Annotated in this window: 15 protein-coding genes; 12 read left to right on the top strand and 3 right to left on the bottom strand. The window is 62.3% G+C overall.

Translation table 11 applies throughout. The annotated features are described in order from the left end of the window. The first annotated feature begins 13 nt into the window (after positions 1-13). The 6 genes from HWE17_RS14935 (at position 14) to HWE17_RS14960 (ending at position 7,586) form a co-directional block, all read left to right on the top strand. Positions 14-1,417 (top strand): porin, encoded by a 1,404-nt coding sequence (locus HWE17_RS14935; protein ID WP_035819762.1) that lies wholly within the window; start codon positions 14-16, stop codon positions 1,415-1,417. Between the two features lie 82 nt (positions 1,418-1,499). Beyond that, on the top strand, positions 1,500-3,521 hold the full coding sequence (locus HWE17_RS14940) for an alpha-glucosidase (RefSeq protein WP_176389278.1): 2,022 nt from the start codon (positions 1,500-1,502) through the stop codon (positions 3,519-3,521). 7 nt (positions 3,522-3,528) lie between these two features. Continuing rightward, entirely contained in the window at positions 3,529-4,290 is a 762-nt protein-coding gene (locus tag HWE17_RS14945; protein WP_035819764.1) for a TSUP family transporter, read from the top strand. A 42-nt stretch (positions 4,291-4,332) separates the two neighbouring features. Then, positions 4,333-5,892: a glycerol-3-phosphate dehydrogenase gene (gene glpD / locus HWE17_RS14950; protein ID WP_176389279.1), complete on the top strand. Its 1,560-nt coding sequence runs from the start codon at positions 4,333-4,335 to the stop codon at positions 5,890-5,892. Continuing rightward, positions 5,889-7,379 (top strand): glycerol kinase GlpK, encoded by a 1,491-nt coding sequence (gene glpK, locus HWE17_RS14955; protein WP_176389280.1) that lies wholly within the window; start codon positions 5,889-5,891, stop codon positions 7,377-7,379. Before glpD ends, glpK begins: the two co-directional genes overlap by 4 nt. 21 nt (positions 7,380-7,400) lie before the next feature. Next, entirely contained in the window at positions 7,401-7,586 is a 186-nt protein-coding gene (locus HWE17_RS14960; protein WP_176389281.1) for a hypothetical protein, read from the top strand. Positions 7,587-8,094: 508 nt separating this feature from the next. Here HWE17_RS14960 and alaC read toward each other — a convergent pair. After that, positions 8,095-9,312, bottom strand: coding sequence for an alanine transaminase (gene alaC, locus HWE17_RS14965; protein WP_176389282.1), 1,218 nt, complete (start codon positions 9,310-9,312; stop codon positions 8,095-8,097). Positions 9,313-9,621: 309 nt separating this feature from the next. Here alaC and HWE17_RS14970 point away from each other — a divergent pair, with 309 nt between their 5' ends. Beyond that, positions 9,622-10,305 carry a pentapeptide repeat-containing protein gene (locus tag HWE17_RS14970; RefSeq protein WP_255206256.1) on the top strand — a complete coding sequence of 228 codons (684 nt, stop codon included), beginning with the start codon at positions 9,622-9,624 and terminating at the stop codon, positions 10,303-10,305. A gap of 163 nt (positions 10,306-10,468) precedes the next feature. Here the strand turns inward: HWE17_RS14970 and HWE17_RS14975 are convergent, their stop codons facing one another. After that, a complete protein-coding gene (locus HWE17_RS14975) occupies positions 10,469-11,683 on the bottom strand; it encodes an MFS transporter (RefSeq protein ID WP_176389283.1) in 1,215 nt (404 codons plus the stop codon). Between the two features lie 119 nt (positions 11,684-11,802). Between HWE17_RS14975 and HWE17_RS14980 the strand changes: the two genes are divergently transcribed. Continuing rightward, entirely contained in the window at positions 11,803-12,729 is a 927-nt protein-coding gene (locus HWE17_RS14980; RefSeq protein WP_176389284.1) for a LysR family transcriptional regulator, read from the top strand. A gap of 160 nt (positions 12,730-12,889) precedes the next feature. Here HWE17_RS14980 and HWE17_RS14985 read toward each other — a convergent pair whose 3' ends face one another. Then, on the bottom strand, positions 12,890-15,160 hold the full coding sequence (locus HWE17_RS14985; RefSeq protein WP_035819778.1) for a carboxy terminal-processing peptidase: 2,271 nt from the start codon (positions 15,158-15,160) through the stop codon (positions 12,890-12,892). 521 nt (positions 15,161-15,681) lie between these two features. Here HWE17_RS14985 and HWE17_RS14990 point away from each other — a divergent pair. The 4 genes from HWE17_RS14990 to HWE17_RS15005 form a co-directional block, all read left to right on the top strand. Continuing rightward, positions 15,682-17,652 carry a methyl-accepting chemotaxis protein gene (locus HWE17_RS14990; RefSeq protein WP_176389285.1) on the top strand — a complete coding sequence of 657 codons (1,971 nt, stop codon included), beginning with the start codon at positions 15,682-15,684 and terminating at the stop codon, positions 17,650-17,652. Positions 17,653-18,094: 442 nt separating this feature from the next. Next, positions 18,095-18,400, top strand: coding sequence for a hypothetical protein (locus HWE17_RS14995; protein WP_176389286.1), 306 nt, complete (start codon positions 18,095-18,097; stop codon positions 18,398-18,400). A gap of 4 nt (positions 18,401-18,404) precedes the next feature. Further along, positions 18,405-19,415 (top strand): PoNe immunity protein domain-containing protein, encoded by a 1,011-nt coding sequence (locus HWE17_RS15000; protein ID WP_176389287.1) that lies wholly within the window; start codon positions 18,405-18,407, stop codon positions 19,413-19,415. A gap of 213 nt (positions 19,416-19,628) precedes the next feature. Beyond that, positions 19,629-19,966 (top strand): hypothetical protein (locus HWE17_RS15005; RefSeq protein WP_176389288.1); only part of this gene is annotated, 338 nt, incomplete at its 3' end.

Here is a 19,966-nt window from a genome sequence, read left to right on the forward strand (position 1 = left end):
AGGAGACAAGATCATGCAAACGACATTGCGCAAGACCACATTGGCCGCGGCCATCACCGGCGTGCTTCTCGCGTCGCCATTTGTTAGCGCTAACGCGCGCGCCGACGAATTGAGCGACATGAAGGCCATGCTGGCCCAGTTGCAGGAAAGAGTGGCGCAGATGGAAGCGAAAGCGGCCCAGCCTGCACCCGCAGCGGTACCTGCCGCAGCGATGGCGGCCGCACCGGCGGCGGCCCCCGTGAAGCCCGTCACCGGCTTCAACTGGAAGCTGTACGGCCGTGGCGACATCGGCTACACGGTTTCGCGCGGCAAGGATGCCAGCGGGCGCCAACTGACGAACCACCGCCTGAACCAGGGCGAAATGGCCAGCCGCCTGGGCCTCACGGGCGCCTGGGTTTTCAGCGATGAATACAAGGCCATCTTCGGCGTCGAGACAGGCTTGAACCTGTTCAACGGCAACGCGGGCGGCGGCACGCAAAACAACACCACCTCGTCCGTGCTGTTCAACCGCGGCTCCACCGTCGGCTTTGCGTCGACCACCTGGGGTTCGATCGAAGGCGGCACCATGTACATGGCGCCGTTCTGGGTCTCGCTGGGCGCCGACCTGGCCTCGGCGCACAACTACGGCGCCAATGACTTCAGCGCCCTGTTCTCGCTCACGCGCCCCGAGTCCCTGGGCCGCTACCTGAAAGACCCCGTGACGGGCAACGCCAGCAAGACGACGAGTTTGGCCGGCAACAACTCGGGCACGGCGCTGTTCTACGGCAATGCGCTGCGCTACCGCAGCCCCACCTGGAACAACGTCTCGGCCGAGGTGTCGTATTCGGCCGGCCAGCAGGCGTCTTCCGCAACCGACCTGGAAAACGATGGCCGCAGCTGGGCCGCCAACGTGCTGTACAAAAAGGGCGACCTGTTCCTCGGCTATGCGCACATGGATTACCAGCAGAGCAACGACATCAGCACGGCCGGCACGCCGAATTTCATCAAGCGCAACCAGGTCACCGATATCGTCGGCGCGCGCTACAAGTGGAACGACTTTACCTTGGGCGGCTCCTACACGTCCTACCGCGTGTCGAACGCGGGCGGCTATGCGGCCGACGCCTTCGGCGTGTCGGGCGCGTATGACCTTGGCAAGCACCGCATCGAGGGCAGCCTGGCGCACATCAGCTATGACGGCGTCAACGCCAAAGGCGCGTTCGGCACGAACACGGGCGATGGCGTGGGCAAGCCAAAATCGACGGCCTACTCGCTGGGCTATCTGTACAACTTCCAGCCTACCCTGTCGTTCTACGCGTACGCCACGCGCATCGCCAACAACAGTCACGCCAAGCTGGGCGTCTTGCAGTTCCGGGGGGACAATAACTACTTCGGCTACAGCCCCGTCGAGCTGACCGCCGGCATGTTCCTCGTCTTTTAATTAGTGCTTAATTGTTGATGCACCGCCGGCCCGCCCGCATGCCCCGCCATGCGGCGGCCGGTTTTCACAGGAGTTGATCGCCATGCAGTACACACTACACCAGGAAAATGACAGCGTCGCCCTGCGCTGCGCCGGCCGCTTGCTGCTGCGCCACAGCGCCGCTGCGCCATGCGTGTTCGTCGGCCAGGGCCGCGAAAGCATGGAAATGTACCGCGGTAACTTCGAGATCGAGGATTACGTCGAGGAGCGCAGCGCCCTGCGCGCGCTGGCCGTCACCGAGGCCGATGGCGCCACTACCCTGAGCTTCGCGCACCATGCGGGAGACGCTGCGCAACTGGTGCTGGCCGTGCAAGCGACCCCGCATGGCGTGCACCTGGTGGTGCGCTATGCGGCGCCGGGCTGGAACCGGCTGTGGCTGCGCCTGCCGGCGGAACAGGATGAACACGTCTGGGGCTGCGGCGAGCAGATGTCGTACTTCGACCTGCGCGGACGCCACTTCCCCCTGTGGACGTCGGAGCCGGGTGTGGGCCGCGACAAGTCGACGCATCTGACGTGGCAGGCGGACGTGACGTCCAAATCGGGAGGCGACTACTATCACACGAATTACCCGCAGCCGAGCTTCATCTCGTCGCAGCGCTACTGCCTGCACGCGGAAACGACGGCGTATGCGGACTTCGATTTCCGCCAGCCCGATTTCCACGAGCTGCAATTCTGGGCCATGCCCGAGCGCCTGGAATTCATGCTGGCCGAGACCTTCGCCGACCTGGTCGGCGTCGTCTCGCAGCGCTTCGGCCGCCAGCCGCAATTGCCGGCATGGCTGCAGAATGGCGCCATGCTGGGCCTGAAAGGCGGCGAGGAGCACGCGCGCGCCATCCTGGCGCAGGCGCAGGAACACGGCTTGCCCGTCAGCGCCCTGTGGTGCGAAGACTGGGTCGGCTTGCGCCAGACCTCGTTCGGCAAGCGTTTGTTCTGGGACTGGCGCTGGCAGCCGCAGCGCTACCCTGACCTGAAGAACTGGATCGCCGACCTGGCCACGCAGGACATCCGCTTCCTCGGCTACGTCAATCCCTACCTGTGCAACGACGGCACCCTGTACCAGGAAGCGCTGCAGCAGGGCTTTTTGGCGACCGCCATCGATGGCGGCGCCTACCTGGTCGACTTCGGCGAATTCGATTGCGGCGTCGTCGACTTCACCAACCCGGCCGCCGCGCTGTGGTTCGAGGAACGCATCCTGCGCCAGGAAATGCTCGATTTCGGCCTGTCCGGCTGGATGGCCGATTTCGGCGAATACCTGCCGATCGACCTGCGCCTGCACAATGGCGCCGACGCGCGCCTGATGCACAACGCGTGGCCGACCCTGTGGGCCGAAGTCAATGCGCGCGCCATCGAGCGGGCCGGCAAGACGGGCGACGCCACCTTCTTCATGCGCGCCGGCTACACGGGCGTGCAGGCGCACTGCCCGCTGCTGTGGGCGGGCGACCAGTCGGTCGACTTCAGCCGCCACGACGGCTTGCAGACGGTGATCTGCGGCGCCCTGTCGTCCGGCCTCTTGGGCAACGCCTACCACCACAGCGACATCGGCGGCTATACGAGCTTGTTCGGCAACCTGCGCACAGCCGAACTGTTCCAGCGCTGGACGGAAATGGCCGTGTTTACGTCGATGATGCGCACGCACGAAGGCAACCGTCCCGACGAGAACTTCCAGTTCTACCAGGATGAAGACGTGTTCCGCCACTTCGCCCGCATGACGCGGCTGCACGTGGCGCTGGCGCCCACCATCCGCGCCCTGGCCGAAGACGCCGTGGCGCGCGGCCTGCCGCTGCAACGCCCGCTGTTCCTGCACTATGAACACGACCGCGCCACCTACGCCATCCAGGACCAGTACCTGTTCGGCCCCGACCTGCTGGTGGCGCCCGTGCATGCGGCCGGCGCTGCGCGCTGGAGCGCCTACCTGCCGCAGGGCGACGCCTGGATCCACCTGTGGAGCGGCGCCGCCTTCGAAGGCGGCCAGCGCGTGGAAGTCGATGCGCCTTTGGGCCAGCCGCCCGTCTTCGTGCGGCGCGGCTGCGCGCAGCAGGACTTCTTCCTGTCGCTGGCGAAATGAGACTGGCATGAGCGTGGCGTCGCACCTGCTGTTCCTGGCCTGCGTGGCGCTGGCCAGCGTGGCGCAGAACCTGACGGGTTTTGCGTTTGGCCTGATCCTGCTGGGCCTGACGGCCGTGCTGCACCTGGCCAGCCTGGGTGACGTGGCCAACGTCGTCAGCGTGCTGGTGCTGGTCAATGCCGCCATCACGTTTGGCCGCACGCGCCCGCAGCTGGCCTGGCCCGTGTTCGGCCCCTCGCTGGCCGTCAGCCAGTTGGGCGTGGGCGCGGGCGTGGCCTTGCTGGGCTGGTTCAGCGCGCAGCAGGTAAGCCTGCTGCGCTTCCTGCTCGGCTGCGCCATCGTCGTCTGCGCCTTCATGCTGGTGCTGCGCGCCAGCGCGCGTGCACAGCAATCCGGCCTGCCCGCCTTCCTGTTTTTCAGCGGCGTGTCCGGCGTGATGGGCGGCCTGTTCGCCAGCGCCGGCCCGCCCATGGTGTACCACCTGTACCGCCAGCCATGGCCAGCCGACATGATCCGCCACTCGCTGATCGTGCTGTTCGCCGCGAATGCCGTGCTGCGCCTGGCCCTCGTGCTGGCGCACGGCCAGTTCAGCATGACGGCCCTGTGGCTGACCCTCGAAGCCTTGCCGCTGGTGATGGGCCTGACGTGGCTGGCGCGCCGCCATCCTTCGCGCCTGCCCATCGAACACGTGCGCCGCGCCGTCTTCGTGCTCCTGCTGATCGCCGGCCTGGCCCTCGTGCTGCCGCCCGTACTGTCGCTGCTTGCCTGAGGCGGCGCCTTTTTCCTTTTACTTTTACAAGACGAACCTTCCATGTCCGCTTCCCGCTTTTCCTCCCTGCCCGCCGACTGCGACCTGCTCGTCGTCGGCGGCGGCATCAATGGCGCCGGCATCGCGCGCGACGCGGCCGGCCGCGGCTTGCGCGTAGTGCTGTGCGAACAGCACGACCTGGCGCAGCACACCTCCTCCGCGTCCACCAAGCTGATACACGGCGGCCTGCGCTACCTCGAATACTATGAATTCAAACTGGTGCGCAAGGCGCTGCAGGAACGCGAAGTGCTGCTGCGCGCCGCGCCCCACATCATGTGGCCGATGCGCTTCGTCATGCCGCACGACGCGGCACAGCGCCCCGCCTGGATGATACGCGCGGGCCTGTTCCTGTACGACCACCTGGCCAAGCGGGCCTTTTTGCCCGCCTCGCAAGGCATCGCGCTGGACAAGCACGCGGCGGGTGAACCGCTGAAGGCCGGCTACCGCAAGGGCTTCGTGTACTCCGACGGCTGGGTCGACGATGCGCGCCTGGTGGTGCTCAATGCGCTCGACGCGCAGGAGCACGGCGCGCACATTCTCACGCGCACGGCCTGCATCGACGCGCACCGCGATGGCGGCGCCTGGCAAGCCACCCTGCAAGCCGGGGATGGCCAGCGCAAGACGCTGCGCGCGCGCGCCATCGTCAACGCGGCGGGACCGTGGACGGCGCAATTTGCCGGCGCGGCCGGTGGCGGCAAGACGCAGGGGCTGCGCCTGATCAAGGGCAGCCACATCATCGTGCCGCGCCTGTTCGAGCATCCGAACGCCTACATCTTCCAGAACCCGGACCAGCGCATCATCTTCGCCATCCCCTACCAGGATGACTTTACCCTGATCGGCACCACGGACGAGGAATACAAGGGAGAGGTCAGCCAGGTCAAAATCAGCCAGATGGAAATCGATTACCTGTGCCAGGCCGCGAACCGCTATTTCAAGCGCGAGATTTCTCCCGCCGACGTCGTGTGGACGTATTCGGGCGTGCGCCCGCTGCTCGACGACAGCGCGCAGAACGCGTCGGCCGTCACGCGCGACTACCTGCTGGAAGTGGCGCGCGGCGAGGCGGCAACGGGCGCGCCGCTGCTCAATATCTGGGGCGGCAAGATCACCACCTACCGCAAGCTGGCCGAGGAAGCATTGGGCTTGCTGGCGCCCCTGCTGGACAATACCGGCGCGGCGTGGACGGCCGAGGCGCCCCTGCCCGGCGGCGACCTGCAGCAGCCGAATCGTCTGGTGGACAGCCATGATTTCGACGCTTTTCTCGCCCACTTCCAGCGCGAGCACGTCTGGCTGCCGCCCGCGCTGGCGCGCCGCTATGCGCGTGCCTACGGCAGCCGCGCCACGCGCCTGCTGACGGGCGCCACTTCGATGGCCGACCTGGGTGAGCAGCTGGCGCCCGGCCTGTACGAAGCCGAAGCGTGCTATCTGATCGAGGTGGAATGGGCCAGGAGCAGCGACGACATCCTGTGGCGGCGCAGCAAGCTGGGCTTGCGCTGCGCACCGGCCGATGTGGCGCGCCTGCAGCAGTGGCTGGCAGCCCATCTGGCGCAAGAGGTGGCGGCATGACGTATTTGCTGGCCCTCGACCAGGGCACCTCCAGTTCGCGCAGCATGGTCTTCGATGAAGCAGGCGCCATCGTCGCCGTGGCGCAGCGCGAGTTCCGCCAGCTCTTCCCGCAGCCGGGCTGGATCGAACACGACCCGATGGAGATCTGGCACAGCCAGGTCGAGACGTGCCGCGAAGTGCTGGCCAAGACAGGCCTGAAAGCCGATGCCCTGGGCGCGCTGGGCATCACCAACCAGCGCGAAACGACCGTGGTGTGGGATCGCGCCACGGGCGAACCCATCTATAACGCCATCGTCTGGCAAGACCGCCGCACGGAAGCGCTGTGCGAGGACTTGCGCGCGCGGGGTCTGGCCGGTGCCATCCACGCGAAAACGGGCCTGGTGCTCGACCCGTATTTTTCCGGCACCAAGCTGCGCTGGATACTCGACGCCGTGCCCGGCGCCCGCGCGCGGGCCATGCGCGGCGAACTGGCCTTCGGCACCATCGATACGTGGCTGGCGTGGAAGATGACGGGCGGCCGCCTGCACGTGAGCGACGTCACCAACGCTTCGCGCACCATGCTGTGGAATCTGCATGAAGGCTGCTGGGATGCGCAGCTGCTCGACTGGCTGGGCATTCCCGCCAGCCTGCTGCCATCCGTCCACCCATCGAGCCACGTGTATGGCGAAACGGATGCCGAGGTGCTGGGCAGCCCGGTCATCATCGGCGGCATCGCCGGCGACCAGCAGGCGGCGCTGTTCGGCCAGACCTGTTTTACGCCGGGCATGGCCAAGAATACCTATGGCACGGGCTGCTTCCTGCTGCTCAATACGGGCGAGCAGTGCGCGCAGTCGCAGCATGGCCTGATCAGCACGGCCGCCTGCCAGGTGGGTGCGCAGCCTGCATATGCGCTTGAAGGCAGCGTCTTCATCGGCGGCGCCGTGGTGCAGTGGCTGCGCGACGGCCTCGGCGCCATCGGCCACGCGGGCGAAGCGGAAGGCCTGGCCGCTTCCGTGCCCGATTCGGGCGGCGTGGTCTTCGTACCGTCGTTTACGGGACTCGGTGCGCCGTACTGGGTACCGTCGGCGAAAGGGGCCATCCTGGGCCTGAGCCGCGGCAGCACGGTGGGCCACATCGCCCGCGCGGCATTGGAAGCGATCGCCTTCCAAAGCGCCGCCCTGCTGGGCGCCATGACGCGCGATGCGCAAGCACCGATCACGGAACTGCGCGTGGACGGCGGCGCCTGCGCCAACAACCTGCTGCTGCAATTCCAGGCCGACTTGCTGGGCATTCCCGTGGTGCGCCCGAAAGTAATCGAAACGACGGCCCTGGGCGCCGCCTATCTGGCGGGCCTGGCCATCGGCCAGTACCGTGGCGTGGAAGAGCTGGCATCGCACTGGCGCGCGGAAAGAACCTTCCTGCCCACCATCGGACGCGACCAGGCGGCCAGCCTGATGCAGCAGTGGGAGGTGGCAGTGCGGCGGTTTACGGGAAATGGGGAGGGATAGCGAACGCTTGCAGTAGCCAGCATGTCGACACGCCGCCTGCGGGCGGCGGCGACGCCTGGCAAGCTGGGCAAATTAACGGGCCAGAAAAGTATTAAGTATCGACAAGGTAAGCAGTATCACGCCCGCCCCCATGCCGACCGCCGCGACCAGGTTGCGGCTGCGCTCTTCATCTTGCAAGAATTGATGTACCAATCGCGCCATGATTGAACTCCTTGTACTTAATTCCCTGCACTTCAGGCTAGTCACCTTATGCCTGTGTTGTCAAGTGAATGTCCGAGTATAACCACCCGGCCGCGATGGCGAGAATCGCCGAGGCAAGCAGCACGCGGTAGTGGCGCAGCGTTTTCAAGCACCCGGTGAAGCCGCACTTTTTCGTCGGAAAAACGGGCCCTGCCGCCGCTATCAGCGCATGAAATATCAGCACGGCGACCACCAGCCAGAGGGAGTACGCGACAACACGTGCAACGTCAAATGGTGGCAGTGACCAGCGAGGTGGACTTTGATAAAAGTCATGCGGAGGCTGTCTTGTGAAGCCAGGAGCGCACTGCAAAAAAAAGCCCGCTGCGGGAGCGGGCTGAATCTATTTCCTTGGAGGAAGATAGAGGAGACAGATGCATGATGCCGCGTTGCAGCATATAAAACCACTTTATATTCGTGATGTCAGAAATACGCAGCAGTGATAATAAGGGCAACGAAGCATTCCATGTGGCAACCTTTATGCTGCCGACTCCATTTTCCCGTCGCCGGAACGCAACATATTCTTGATGCCGCGCAGCGCCTGCCGCACCCGCGCCTCGTTTTCGATCAGGGCGAAGCGCACGTATTCATCGCCATATTCGCCGAAGCCGATGCCGGGCGAGACGCTGACCTTGGCTTTTTGCAGCAGCAACTTGGCGAACTCCAGCGAACCCAGGTGGCGATACGCTTCCGGAATATGCGCCCAGATGTACATGGACGCCTTCGGTTTTTCCACCATCCAGCCCGCTTCATGCAAGCCTTTCACCAGCACGTCGCGGCGGCGCTGGTACTGGGCGCAGATGTCCGCCACGCAGCTTTGATCGCCTTCCAGCGCGGCGATGGCCGCCACTTGCACCGGGGTAAAACTGCCGTAGTCGTGGTAACTCTTGATGCGCGCCAGGGCCGCCACCAGTTCCGCGTTGCCCACCATGAAGCCGATGCGCCAGCCCGCCATGTTGTAGCTTTTCGACATGGTGAAAAACTCGACGGCCACGTCGCGCGCGCCCGGTACCTGCATGATGGACGGCGCCTTCCAGCCATCGAAGGTGATGTCGGCATACGCCAGGTCATGCACCACCAGAATATTGTGCTGTTTCGCCAGCGCCACCACGCGCTCGAAGAATTCCAGCTCCACGCATTGCGCCGTGGGGTTGGACGGGAAGCCCAGCACCATCATCTTCGGTTTCGGATAGCTTTCGCGGATCGCCCGTTCCAGTTCGGCAAAGAAATCCACGCCCGGCCCCATGCGCACGGAGCGGATGTCGGCGCCCGCGATCACGGCGCCCCAGATGTGGATCGGGTAGCTGGGATTCGGCACCAGCACCGTGTCGCCACGGTCGAGTGTCGCCAGCATCAAGTGCGCCAGGCCCTCTTTCGAGCCGATGGTGACGATGGCTTCGCTGTCCGGGTCGATGTCGACCTCGTAGCGCTTCTTGTACCAGTGCGCAATGGCGCGGCGCAAACGGGGGATGCCTTTTGACGCGGAATAGCCGTGCGTGTCGGGGCGTTTGACCGTCTCGACCAGCTTGTCCACGATGTGGGCCGGCGTGGCGCCATCGGGATTGCCCATCGACATGTCGATGATGTCCTCGCCACGGCGGCGCGCGGCCATCTTGAGTTCGGCGGTGATATTGAAAACGTAGGGGGGAAGGCGATTGATGCGCGAAAAGCTGCGCGGAGCTTGGCTGTCGGTCATGGTATCTCTATACGTAAGCGCCCGGATCCGTCCGAGCGACGTTGGCACAATGCGTGTGCCTGCAACGATACTAACCCGGCTTCGCAAGAACTGGCAAGTGTGCAGTCAAGCCGTTACAATGCAGGCTGATCGAAAATGAGCGCACCGGTTGGTAACCCGGTAAGTGCCCGGCACAGTCCGGCATGCTCCCGCCCACGCGGACCCACGGCGCTGACCTCTGACTGTACCACCAGCCGGGGAGGTGTTCTGGTTCGTGCATTTTCCCGCCGCGCCATCCCTCCCCTGTTTTTTACTTTAGGAATGAGACGGATGGCAACACACGACACCGCAGTAAGCAGCATGACCCTGGACCGCGCCGGCATCGAGCAGCAGCTGGCCCAATCAGTGCACCACTTCATCGATTGCGCGTTCGACGGCGAAGACTTGTCGCGCCTCGATCTGCAAGGCTGCACGTTTGAACGCTGCACCTTTGCAGACACCAACTTGTTCGCCAGCAAACTGGCACGCAGCACCTGGCGCCGCTGCCGCGCGGGCAGCGCCGATTTCGAATCCGTCGACGCCGTCGATGCCACGTTCGAAGGCTGCGACCTGAACAACACGAAATGGCGGCGCGCCAAGCTGGCCTCGGCCACCTACCGCGGCTGCAAGCTGACGGGCGCTTCGTTCGAGGAAGTGGCGCACCTGGGTCTCACCTTCGAAGACAGCCTGCTGGTGGGCGCCGACTTGCGCGGCTTTTCGTTCCGCAAGGCAACATTAAAACAGCTGGATTTTTCCGACGCCTACCTGGCCGGCTGCGACTTCCGCGAGTCCGTCTTCGAAGGCGGCAGCCTGCGCAATGCCACCATCAAACTGGCGAAGTTCCAGGGCGCGGACTTGCGCGGCGCCGATATCGACGGTTTCAAATTGAGCGAAGCGGCGCTGCTGAAAGGCGCCGTCATCACGCACGCGCAGGCGGCCAACTTCATGCGCGCGCTCGACCTGGTGGTGATTTAATCTGAAAAGGCAAAAAAAAGCCCGCTATGGAAGCGGGCTGAATCTATTTCCTTGGAGGAGATAGAGGAGACAGGTGCATCTTGCGGCATCGCGGCATATCACGCCACTTTATCTTCATGATGATGGAAATACTCATCAGTGATAATGAGGCGGCATCAGGGTTTCAAGCCGTGCGACGCGTGGCCTGCGGTAAAAATTCTCCCAGCCACACCAGCAGGGCCAGGCCCGGAAACGCCATGCCAGTCAGCAAGGTCGCTTGCCAGCCGTAACTCGCATACATCCAGGCGCCGATGGCCGAGCCGGCCGCGCCGCCAGCGAAGAACAGCGCGAAATACAGGCCGTTCAGGCGGCCCCGCACTTCCGCCCCCAGGCTGAAGATGGCGCGCTGGCCCAGCACCAGGTTGGCGGCCACACCCATGTCGAGCACGATGGAAGCGACCACCAGCAGCCCCAGCGCCACGTGTTTCGATGTTGGCGCAAACATCGGCAAGGCAAAGGCGACGATGCCCAGCGCCAGTGCAACGGCCGTGGCCGGCAATGTGTGGCCCGCATCGGCCAGGCGGCCGGCGATGGGGGAAGCGACGGCGCCAGCCATGCCCACCAGGGCAAAGATGGCGATGCCCGTTTGCGACAGGCCGAACGCGGGGCTGGACAGCACCAGCGGCGTGACGGTCCAGAACAGGCTGAAAGCGCCAAACAGGCCGGCGTGATAGGCGGCGCGGCGGCGCAGCACGGGCGTGCCCAGCAGCAAATGCCACAGCGAGGCCATCAGGGCCGGATATTTCATGCTCGACACGGGCTGGCGCACGGGCAAGGCGCGGCGCAAGACAAAAGCCAGCGCCAGCATCAGTACTGCGGCGCCGCCAAACACCACGTGCCAGCTGGCATGCGCAGCCACCAGCGAGGCCACGGGGCGGGCCAGCATGATGCCCAGCAACAAGCCGCTGACCACCTTGCCCACCGTCTGGCCCCGCGTCGCTTCCTGCGACAGGTGGGCGGCAAACGGCACGATCACTTGCGCCGCCACGGAGCCGAGACCGATGGCCAGCGCGGCGGCCAGGAACACGATGGCGCCTGTGGAGAGGGCCGCCACCACCAGGGCCGTGGCAGTCACCAGCAAGGCCGTGACGATCAGACGGCGGTTTTCCAGCAAGTCGCCCAGCGGCACAACAAACAACAGGCCCAGGGTATAGCCGACTTGCGTCAGGGTGACGATCAGCCCGGCCGCCTTGGCCGACAGGCCCGTCGAAGCACTGATGGGCCCGACGAGGGTTTGCGCGTAGTACAGATTGGCGACGATCAAGCCGGAAGCGATGGCCAGCAGCAGCACCATGGCGGGCGAAATGTCGTGGGGAGCAGACGGTGAGGCCTTGTTCATGTTGTTTCCTCGGTTCGATAGGGATGTTGCCATTCTAGGCAAAGCTGAGGCAAAGATAATTAGGGCATAATCCACTTATACTTTTCACATAAGATGAACAATTAAACGGAAGCTATCCCATGGACAAGATCAAGGCCATGCAAACCTTCGTGCGCATCGTCGAGGCCAACAGTTTTTCCAAGGCGGCCGAAACCCTGAATTTGCCGCGCGCCGCGCTGACGGCCACCCTGCAAAAGCTGGAAGCCTACCTGGGCACGCAGCTGCTGCAGCGCACCACACGCCGTTTGTCCCTGACGCCGGAAGGCGCCGAATATTTTCGCCATTGCATCGACATTTTGAAAGCCGTCGACACGGCGGAACTGGCCTTCCGTGGTCCGGATGCGAAAAAACCGCGCGGCTTGCTGCGCATCAACCTGCCCAATACCGTGGGCCGGCGCCTGATCATTCCCCATATCGCGCAATTTCACGCCGCCTGGCCGGACGTGCAATTGCAGCTGAGCCTGACGGACCGCCTCGTCGACCTGACACAGGAAGGCATCGATTGCGCCTTGCGCGTGGGCACCTTGCAGGATTCCGCCTTCATCGGCAAACAGATCGGCCTGATGCGCTTCGTCACGTGCGCCTCACCCGCCTACCTGGCGCAACATGGCACGCCGCACACCCTGGCCGACCTGGCGGCGCACCGGGGCATCATGCATTACTCGGGCCGCACGGGACGCGCCTTCGACTGGGATTTCCAACAAGGCAAGGAAGTGGTGCGCGTGCAGATGGCCGGCCCCATCGCCGTCAACGACGCGGACGCCAGCGTCGCTTGCGCGCTGCAAGGGCTGGGTGTGGCGCAGGCGGCCATGTACCAGGTACGCGCGCACCTCGACAGCGGCGCCCTGGTGGCCGTGCTGCCCGACTGCTCGCCGACACCGATGCCCATGTCGCTGCTGACGCCGCAAGGCCGTTTGGCCACGCCCAAGCTGCAGGCGTTTGCCGGCTGGCTGACGGCCCTGCTGGCTGCCCACCCCGACGTGCAACTGCCCACGCACAAAATCTGAGGCAAAAAAAAGCCCGCTACGAGAGCGGGCTGAATCTATTTTCTTGGAGGAGAATAGAGGAGACAAGTGCATTATGCTGCATCGCGGCATATCAATCCAATTGATTGTTGGAATGATAGAAATACGCGAAACAGATAACTCTCCCCCTGCTCCACGTACATTACTTCGATGTCGCCGCCACCGGTGTCGCCTTGACATCCGCGGCATATGGCAAGACCTTGGACGCCAGGCGGGTATCTGCCTTGATCAGCGCCACTTCGTCGGCCAGGATGCGCGCCGCTTCGTTCAGCAGCACGTCCTTGGCGCTCTTGGCGGCCGTTTCGGCGTCCAGTTCGGCGCTCAGGGCCCGTTCGTCACCCTGCAAGCCGTCGTCGGTGCGCAAGGCGCCCTTCACGGCGGCGATCTGCTTGGCCGTCTTGTTGGCCGCTTTCGCGCCCTTCAGTACGTCTTTCGGATCAGGAATTACCACCAGGTCGTCGGCAGGATTCGAAATCTGCGCAATCAGGCGCTTTTCACGGGCCTTGGCGCGCGCTTCCTGGGCATCGCGCTCCTTGCGGCGCACGGTTTCATTGAGCGAAATCTGGTTTTCCTTGCGCTGCTTGACGACGAGGGCGATGTCATCGAGCAAGTACTGGAAATCCTTGTCCTTGGCCACGCGCGCGTCATGCTTCTTGTCCAGCAGCGGCACGATCTCCTTCAGGTCGCCCGTCGGCATGTACGATGCCGGCTTGACGGCCACCCATGGCAGAGCATTGTCATAGCTCGATTCGCCGAAGTTTTCCGCGTCCGACATGGCCGGCAGCTTGATGTCAGGCGTGACGCCGCGCAACTGCGTGGTGCCGCCATTGATGCGGAAGAACTGGGCGATGGTCATTTTCAGCTCGCCGAAACGGGCTTTCTCGCTGCCGCCGAAACGGTCGAGGTTAAACAGGGTCTGCACCGTGCCCTTGCCGAAGCTGCCTTCGCCGATGATGACGCCACGGCCGTAATCCTGCACGGCGGCGGCGAAAATTTCGGAAGCCGATGCCGAGCCGCGGTTGATCAGCACGCCCATCGGACCATCCCAGGCCAGGCCGGCATTCGTATCGCTTTCCACTTCAACCTTGCCTTCGGCATTGCGCTGCATCACGACAGGACCCTTGTCGATGAACAGGCCCGTCAGTTCGACGGCTTCGTTCAGCGAACCGCCGCCGTTGTTGCGCAAGTCAATGAGGACGTTGTCGACCTTGTCCTTCTTCAACTCGCCCAGCAAGCGGGTGACGTCGCGCGTGGCGCTTTTAAAGTCCTTGTCGCCACGGCGGCGCGCTTCGAAGTCCTGGTAGAACGTCGGCAGGGAAATGACGCCGATGCGGCGCTTGACGCCGTTGTCGCGCACTTCGATGATCGATTTCTTCGCCGCCTGCTCTTCCATGCTGATTTTCTTGCGTACCAGCGGCAAGACCACGTGCTTGGCGTCCGGGCCGGCGTCGGCCGGCAGGATGTCGAGGCGCACCACGGAATCCTTGGCGCCGCGGATCAGTTGCACCACGTCGTCGATGCGCATGCCCAGCACTTCGGTGATGGGGCCGCTTTCGCCCTGCCCCACGCCGACGATGCGGTCGCCCACCTTCAGCTTGCCCGACAAACCGGCCGGGCTGCCCGGCACGACTTCGCGCACCACCGTGTATTCGTCGCGCGTCTGCAGCACGGCGCCGATGCCTTCGAGCGACAGCCGCATGGCGATGTCGAAGTTATCCGAGGCGCGCGGGCCCAGGTAATTGGTATGCGGTTCGATCGACATGGCATACGAGTTCATGAAGATCTGGAACACGTCTTCGCTGTTGAGCTTGCGCGCACGGGTCGTGTAGCTTTCATAGCGCTTGTCCAGCGTCTCGCGGATGGCCTTGTCTTCCTTGCCCGCCAGTTTCAGACGCAGCCAGTCGTTCTTGACGCGCTTGCGCCACAGATCGCGCACTTCCTCGTCGTTTTTCGGCCAGGCGGCCTTTTCGCGGTCGAGCTGGTAGCTCTCGTCGGCCGTAAAGTCGAACTTGGTTTTCAGCAATTCACGCGCATACGCCATGCGCTCGTCGAAACGCTGCTGGTACAGGTTGTAGATGGCAAACGGCGCCGTCAGGTCTTCATTGATGATGGCGTCATCGAGCCTGGTGCGCAGCGGCGCGAAACGGTCGACGTCAGCCTGCACGAAAAACAGTTTTTCCGCGTCCAGCGACTTGAAGTAACGGTCGAAGATTTTCTCCGACATGGCGTCGTCGAGCGGCATGGCCTTGTAGTGGACGCGTGTCAATACGCGCGATGCCCACAAGGCGGCCTGCGTTTGCTGGGCCAGCGGCTTCATGGGTAGCGGAGGAGCGGCGCTCTTGTCCGTCTGGGCTGCGCCAGCGTTCGCTGACAGGGCAAGCACCAGGGTGACCAGCATCATTTGCTTCTTCATCGGCTTCTCCGAAAATTAGTTGAATCAATTCCAGGCGGCGCAGCTATTCGTGCGCCAGCCAGCAAGACAGTAAGGGGAATACACGACTGGTCTGCATATTATTCTACAGGATACGGCCTGGCAGTCTCCCATGGAATATCAGTTTCTTCCCGGAAGCTTAAACGCGAATTAAGGGCGGCGTCTCATTCATTACAAAGTGAAACATTCGTGACAAAAATTGCATCGCCCGTCAGCGACGAATATCAAAGACCATGATTGAAATCAAAAAAGTCAACAGGCTATTTTTACAATCCTTGATGCTGATGATGTTTTTATGCGAAAAAAATGATTCCTGCGGGAAACACTTAGTAACAAAACGCAAGCAACATGCTATCATCGCGCCCTGAAATCCAGCTTGCGCATGCGCAGCTCCCACAGCCGGCGCGCCTTCGTTTCAACAGTATTCCCACCAGATCCCCTCCCCGCGTGTCATGTCATGACCAGGAATGGCCGAGCTGATTACCCTTTGCCAGACTCAAACTATGCCTACAATTTCGTTCTCCCCCCGCCACTGGAGTGTCGGCGGCAAGATCACCATTTTCACCTTTGCCCTCGTCAGCCTGATCCTCGCCAGCCTGACGACCTTGATCAGCATCCGCACCTCGACTGCACTGGAACAGCGCGCCGAAGCAGCCGTCACCAGCGAACTCAATAGCGTCATGACGACCACGCAAGTGTTTCATACCGCCATGGTCAACGAGGCGGCCAGCTTCGCGCGCCTGTTCGCGGCCGAATTTCCCGGCCCGTTCACGGTCGACACGGGCGCCATGGTGGCCGTGGCAGGCAAGGCCACACCAGCCCTGGCCAACGGCGGCAAGGTGCTCAACCTCGACACGGCCCTGGTCGACCGCTACACGGCGCAAACGGGCGTGATCGCCACCATTTTTGCCGCCAACGGCGATGAATTCGTGCGCATCAGCACCTCGCTGAAAAAACAGGATGGCGAACGGGCCATCGGCACCCAGCTCGATCACAACCACCCCAGCTACGCGCCGCTGCGCGCGGGCCAGCGCTTCGTTGGCATGGCCACTTTGTTTGGCAAGCAATACATCACGCAATATGACCCCGTGCGCGACGCGGGCGGCAAGGTGGTGGGCGTGCTGTTCATCGGCCTGGACATCAGCAAGAATCTGGCCATGCTGAAAGAGAAGATTCGCCAGGTCAAGATCGGCCAGACGGGCTACATCTATATCGTCGACACGGCGCCAGGCGCCAATTACGGCCACCTGGTGCTGCATCCGAACAGCGAAGGCAAGAGCGCGCTCGAGTTCAAGGCCAGCGACGGACGCCTGTTCATCCAGGACATGCTGGCGCAAAAAGACGGCGCCATGCGCTATACGTGGACGGCGCCCGGTGAAACGGCTGCCAGCGCGCGCGAAAAGCAGCTGTATTACCGCCAGTTCAAGGATTGGCAATGGATCATCGCGGGCGGCACGTTCACGGACGAGATCACCCTGGAAGCGCGGCAAATGCGCAACCAGTTGGCCGTTTCCGGCTTCATCGCCCTGCTCGTCTTCGCCCTGCTGCTGTACTGGCTGGTGCGCACCCTCGTGTCGCGCCCCCTGGCCGCCGCTGAAACGGCCGCCGCGCAAATCGCCGCCGGCGACCTGACGGTGCACCTCGACACGACCAGCCTGGACGAAATCGGCCGCCTGCTGCTGGCCATGAACCGCATCAGCGACAACCTGTCGCAAGTGGTCAGCAATGTGCGCGGCAGCGCCGGGCAGATCGCCACGGCGTCCGGTGAAATCGCCAGCGGCAACCTGGACTTGTCGAGCCGCACGGAGCAGCAAGCCAGTTCGCTGGAAGAGACGGCCGCCTCGATGGAGGAACTCAGTTCCACCGTGCGCCAGAACGTCGACCACGCGCAGCAGGCAAGCCGGCTGGCGCACGACTCGTCCAGCCTGGCCGCGACGGGCGGAGCCGCCGTGGCGCAGGTGGCCAGCACCATGGACGCCATCCGCAGTTCCTCGGGCAAGATCGCCGACATCATCGGCGTCATCGACGGCATCGCCTTCCAGACGAACATCCTGGCCTTGAACGCGGCCGTGGAAGCGGCCAGGGCCGGCGAACAGGGACGCGGCTTTGCCGTCGTCGCCACCGAGGTGCGCACCCTGGCGCAGCGCTCGACGGCAGCGGCGAAAGACATCAAGGACCTGATCCAGGCATCCGCCAGCACGGTGGATCTGGGCCACGCCCAGGTGAGCCAGGCCAGCGCCACCATGGAGACCGTGGTGGCCAGCGTGCAGCAAGTGAGCACCATCATGGCCGAGATCGCGCAGGCCAGCGAAGAGCAGCGCAGCGGCATCGAGCAAGTCAACCAGGCCATCGCCCAGATGGACCAGGTGACCCAGCAAAACGCGGCCCTCGTGGAAGAAGCGGCCGCGGCCGCCGACGCCCTGCAGGAGCAGGCGCAGGAGCTGAACCAGGTGGTGGGCGTGTTCAAGCTGTAAGTGCAATCCGGGTGTCAGGATGACGTGAATCAACGCAGCTGGGCGATGTGCTGCCATGGCGCTCTTCAATGGCAACCCGGCGCCCCCCTCCCGCAAGATGTCACGCATGCGCCAATGCACATACTTCTTTCGTAAATCATTGCTTCTCACAATGGACGGCGACAGCCTTCTGTCGCCTGCGTCCAGTGGCGGATAGACAGCGGCACATCATACCTATGCAAGCAAGCGGGTAACGAGCGCCGCGTACGAGTAAAGCCCAAAGCTCTGGCTGTGCAAGACCAGCGAGGACAGCCATTCATTCTCCACGGACTCATCTTGAATTAATTGGCATTTCAATTGAATCACGCTTGCGCAACAGCCTCATCCAAGGTGTAATGCCACAAAATAAATATTACTTAATTTGCATTTCAACCTAGCGTACCGCACACGGGAGTATTGCCAGATGTCACAGCCGACTGACTCACAGCCCCAGGCATCCAGCCCGCACGCCATGCCGGGCGGCTTCACGCAAACCACCCGCCTCTTACGGCTGACGCCCCCGCTCGGCCCCGACAAACTGCTGCTCGAATGCCTGCGTGGCGAGGAAGGTCTGATTACCGATTTCAGAGAAGGCGAAATAAATTGCCCCTATCAGCGCTGGATATCGCTGGTAACAGGTCGTCAATTAAGTAAACACGAAAAATCGAAGGGGGCGACCCATGACATTCAGCTATTGATTAACCTCCCAGATAAAATACTCATAAAATAACGCGATGAACAATATTTTCTCATTGAATGAATTTTTGCAAAAGAAGCGAGAATCTCTTTTTGACTACGCGACATATCTTGACCTGGCACAGGACTTGACAATAAGGATTCCTCGAGTCGGTCGAAATATGAAAAATTCGGAGTGGATGGCAGATAAAGACGCTGCACAGTTAATGATGATGACACAGTCGAGAGCGTGGAATTCTATAAATTTACTGTCAATAAATTATTCCGCAGGAGTGTCCTTGGCCGTTCTCCGTTCCTTCTACCCTACCGCGCTGGAATATTGGGAAGAATATGCCAAATATGACAAGGCATACGACGCCACCCCGGAGGGACGTGAAACCTATGTCGCCCACCTTCCTCTTCTTGGTGAAGGCTTCGACCAGGCAAACCGTTTAGTCTGCCTTGGCATCCTGCTTGGCTGGGGGCATTTGTTGCCTCGTCTGCCAGCCCTTCTCGACTATCACAACCCGCGGCGTGACGGTATGCTAGAACGCTTGCTCGCTTTCTACCTATCTGAGCGCGGCACGCCGCCGGACGAATGCACCCGCCACCTGCCTTACTTCAAGACGCTGAAGATTTTCGCGGCGCCCAAGGAAAAGCGCAGCGAATTGATGGCCGGATATCTGGACGACTGGTACCACGCCAGCCGTCGCGAACCCTACCACGACAGCCATACCCGAGGCACAAGCTTCATGGGATACTGGTCCTGGGAGGCAGCCGCCATCACTTACCTGCTCGATATCGACGACCGCAGCTACCGTGACGCGCAATTCTATCCAGGGGACCTGGTGGATTTCGCCAGAACTCAACGGAACAATCCAAACGGCTCAAGCGCACCGGCGCAGGCAGACGGGGAACTGCGCGCGAACGCGGGCGAACCGTGTCCCAAAGCCGGCATGTGGGAGGCGTTCGACATTGCGCCACAGACAAAATTCTATGAGCAAGGCGAAATGATGCTCGACCTTGGTTCCGCGTATGGCTGGACGGTGTGGCGATACATGAAATCTTGAAACGGATATTGAAAAGCTGGAGGGCAACGGAGAGCTGGATATTTTTGAATTCTGTGGCGGAGGTGGCTACTAATCCGTGCACGAGGAGCCTATTTGATGGCGCCGGCCACGTTTGCCTCGACAAACTGCTGCGCAAACACACAAATCAAAGGGCGTGAGCCATGACATTCAGTTAATTTTCAACTTGCCGAAAAAAATACTCAAAAAATAAAAATGTATAAAACACTTACCCAGGAAGAGTTCAAAATAAGCAAACGTGAATTATTACTCAATATGGAAATTTATGAGAGCAATTTTACCGGATCGCTTAGAACGTTTGACACGTTAAATCGATCGTTTCAACAGCCTCTGGAGATACTAAGAAAAATACCAGCGGTAAACTTCATGATGGCGACTCGTCGCCGTGCTTGGGCCGGAATAAATCATCTTGCCACGGCCTACAGCGCCGGACATGCGATTAGTGAGATAAGCGAATTTTATCCGAAGGTATTAGAATTCTGGGAAGAATATGCCAAATATGACAAGGCATACGACGCCACCCCGAGGGGACG

Origin of the sequence: Janthinobacterium sp. BJB401 (assembly GCF_013372745.1) — a bacterium.
Lineage (GTDB): Bacteria > Pseudomonadota > Gammaproteobacteria > Burkholderiales > Burkholderiaceae_D > Janthinobacterium > Janthinobacterium rivuli.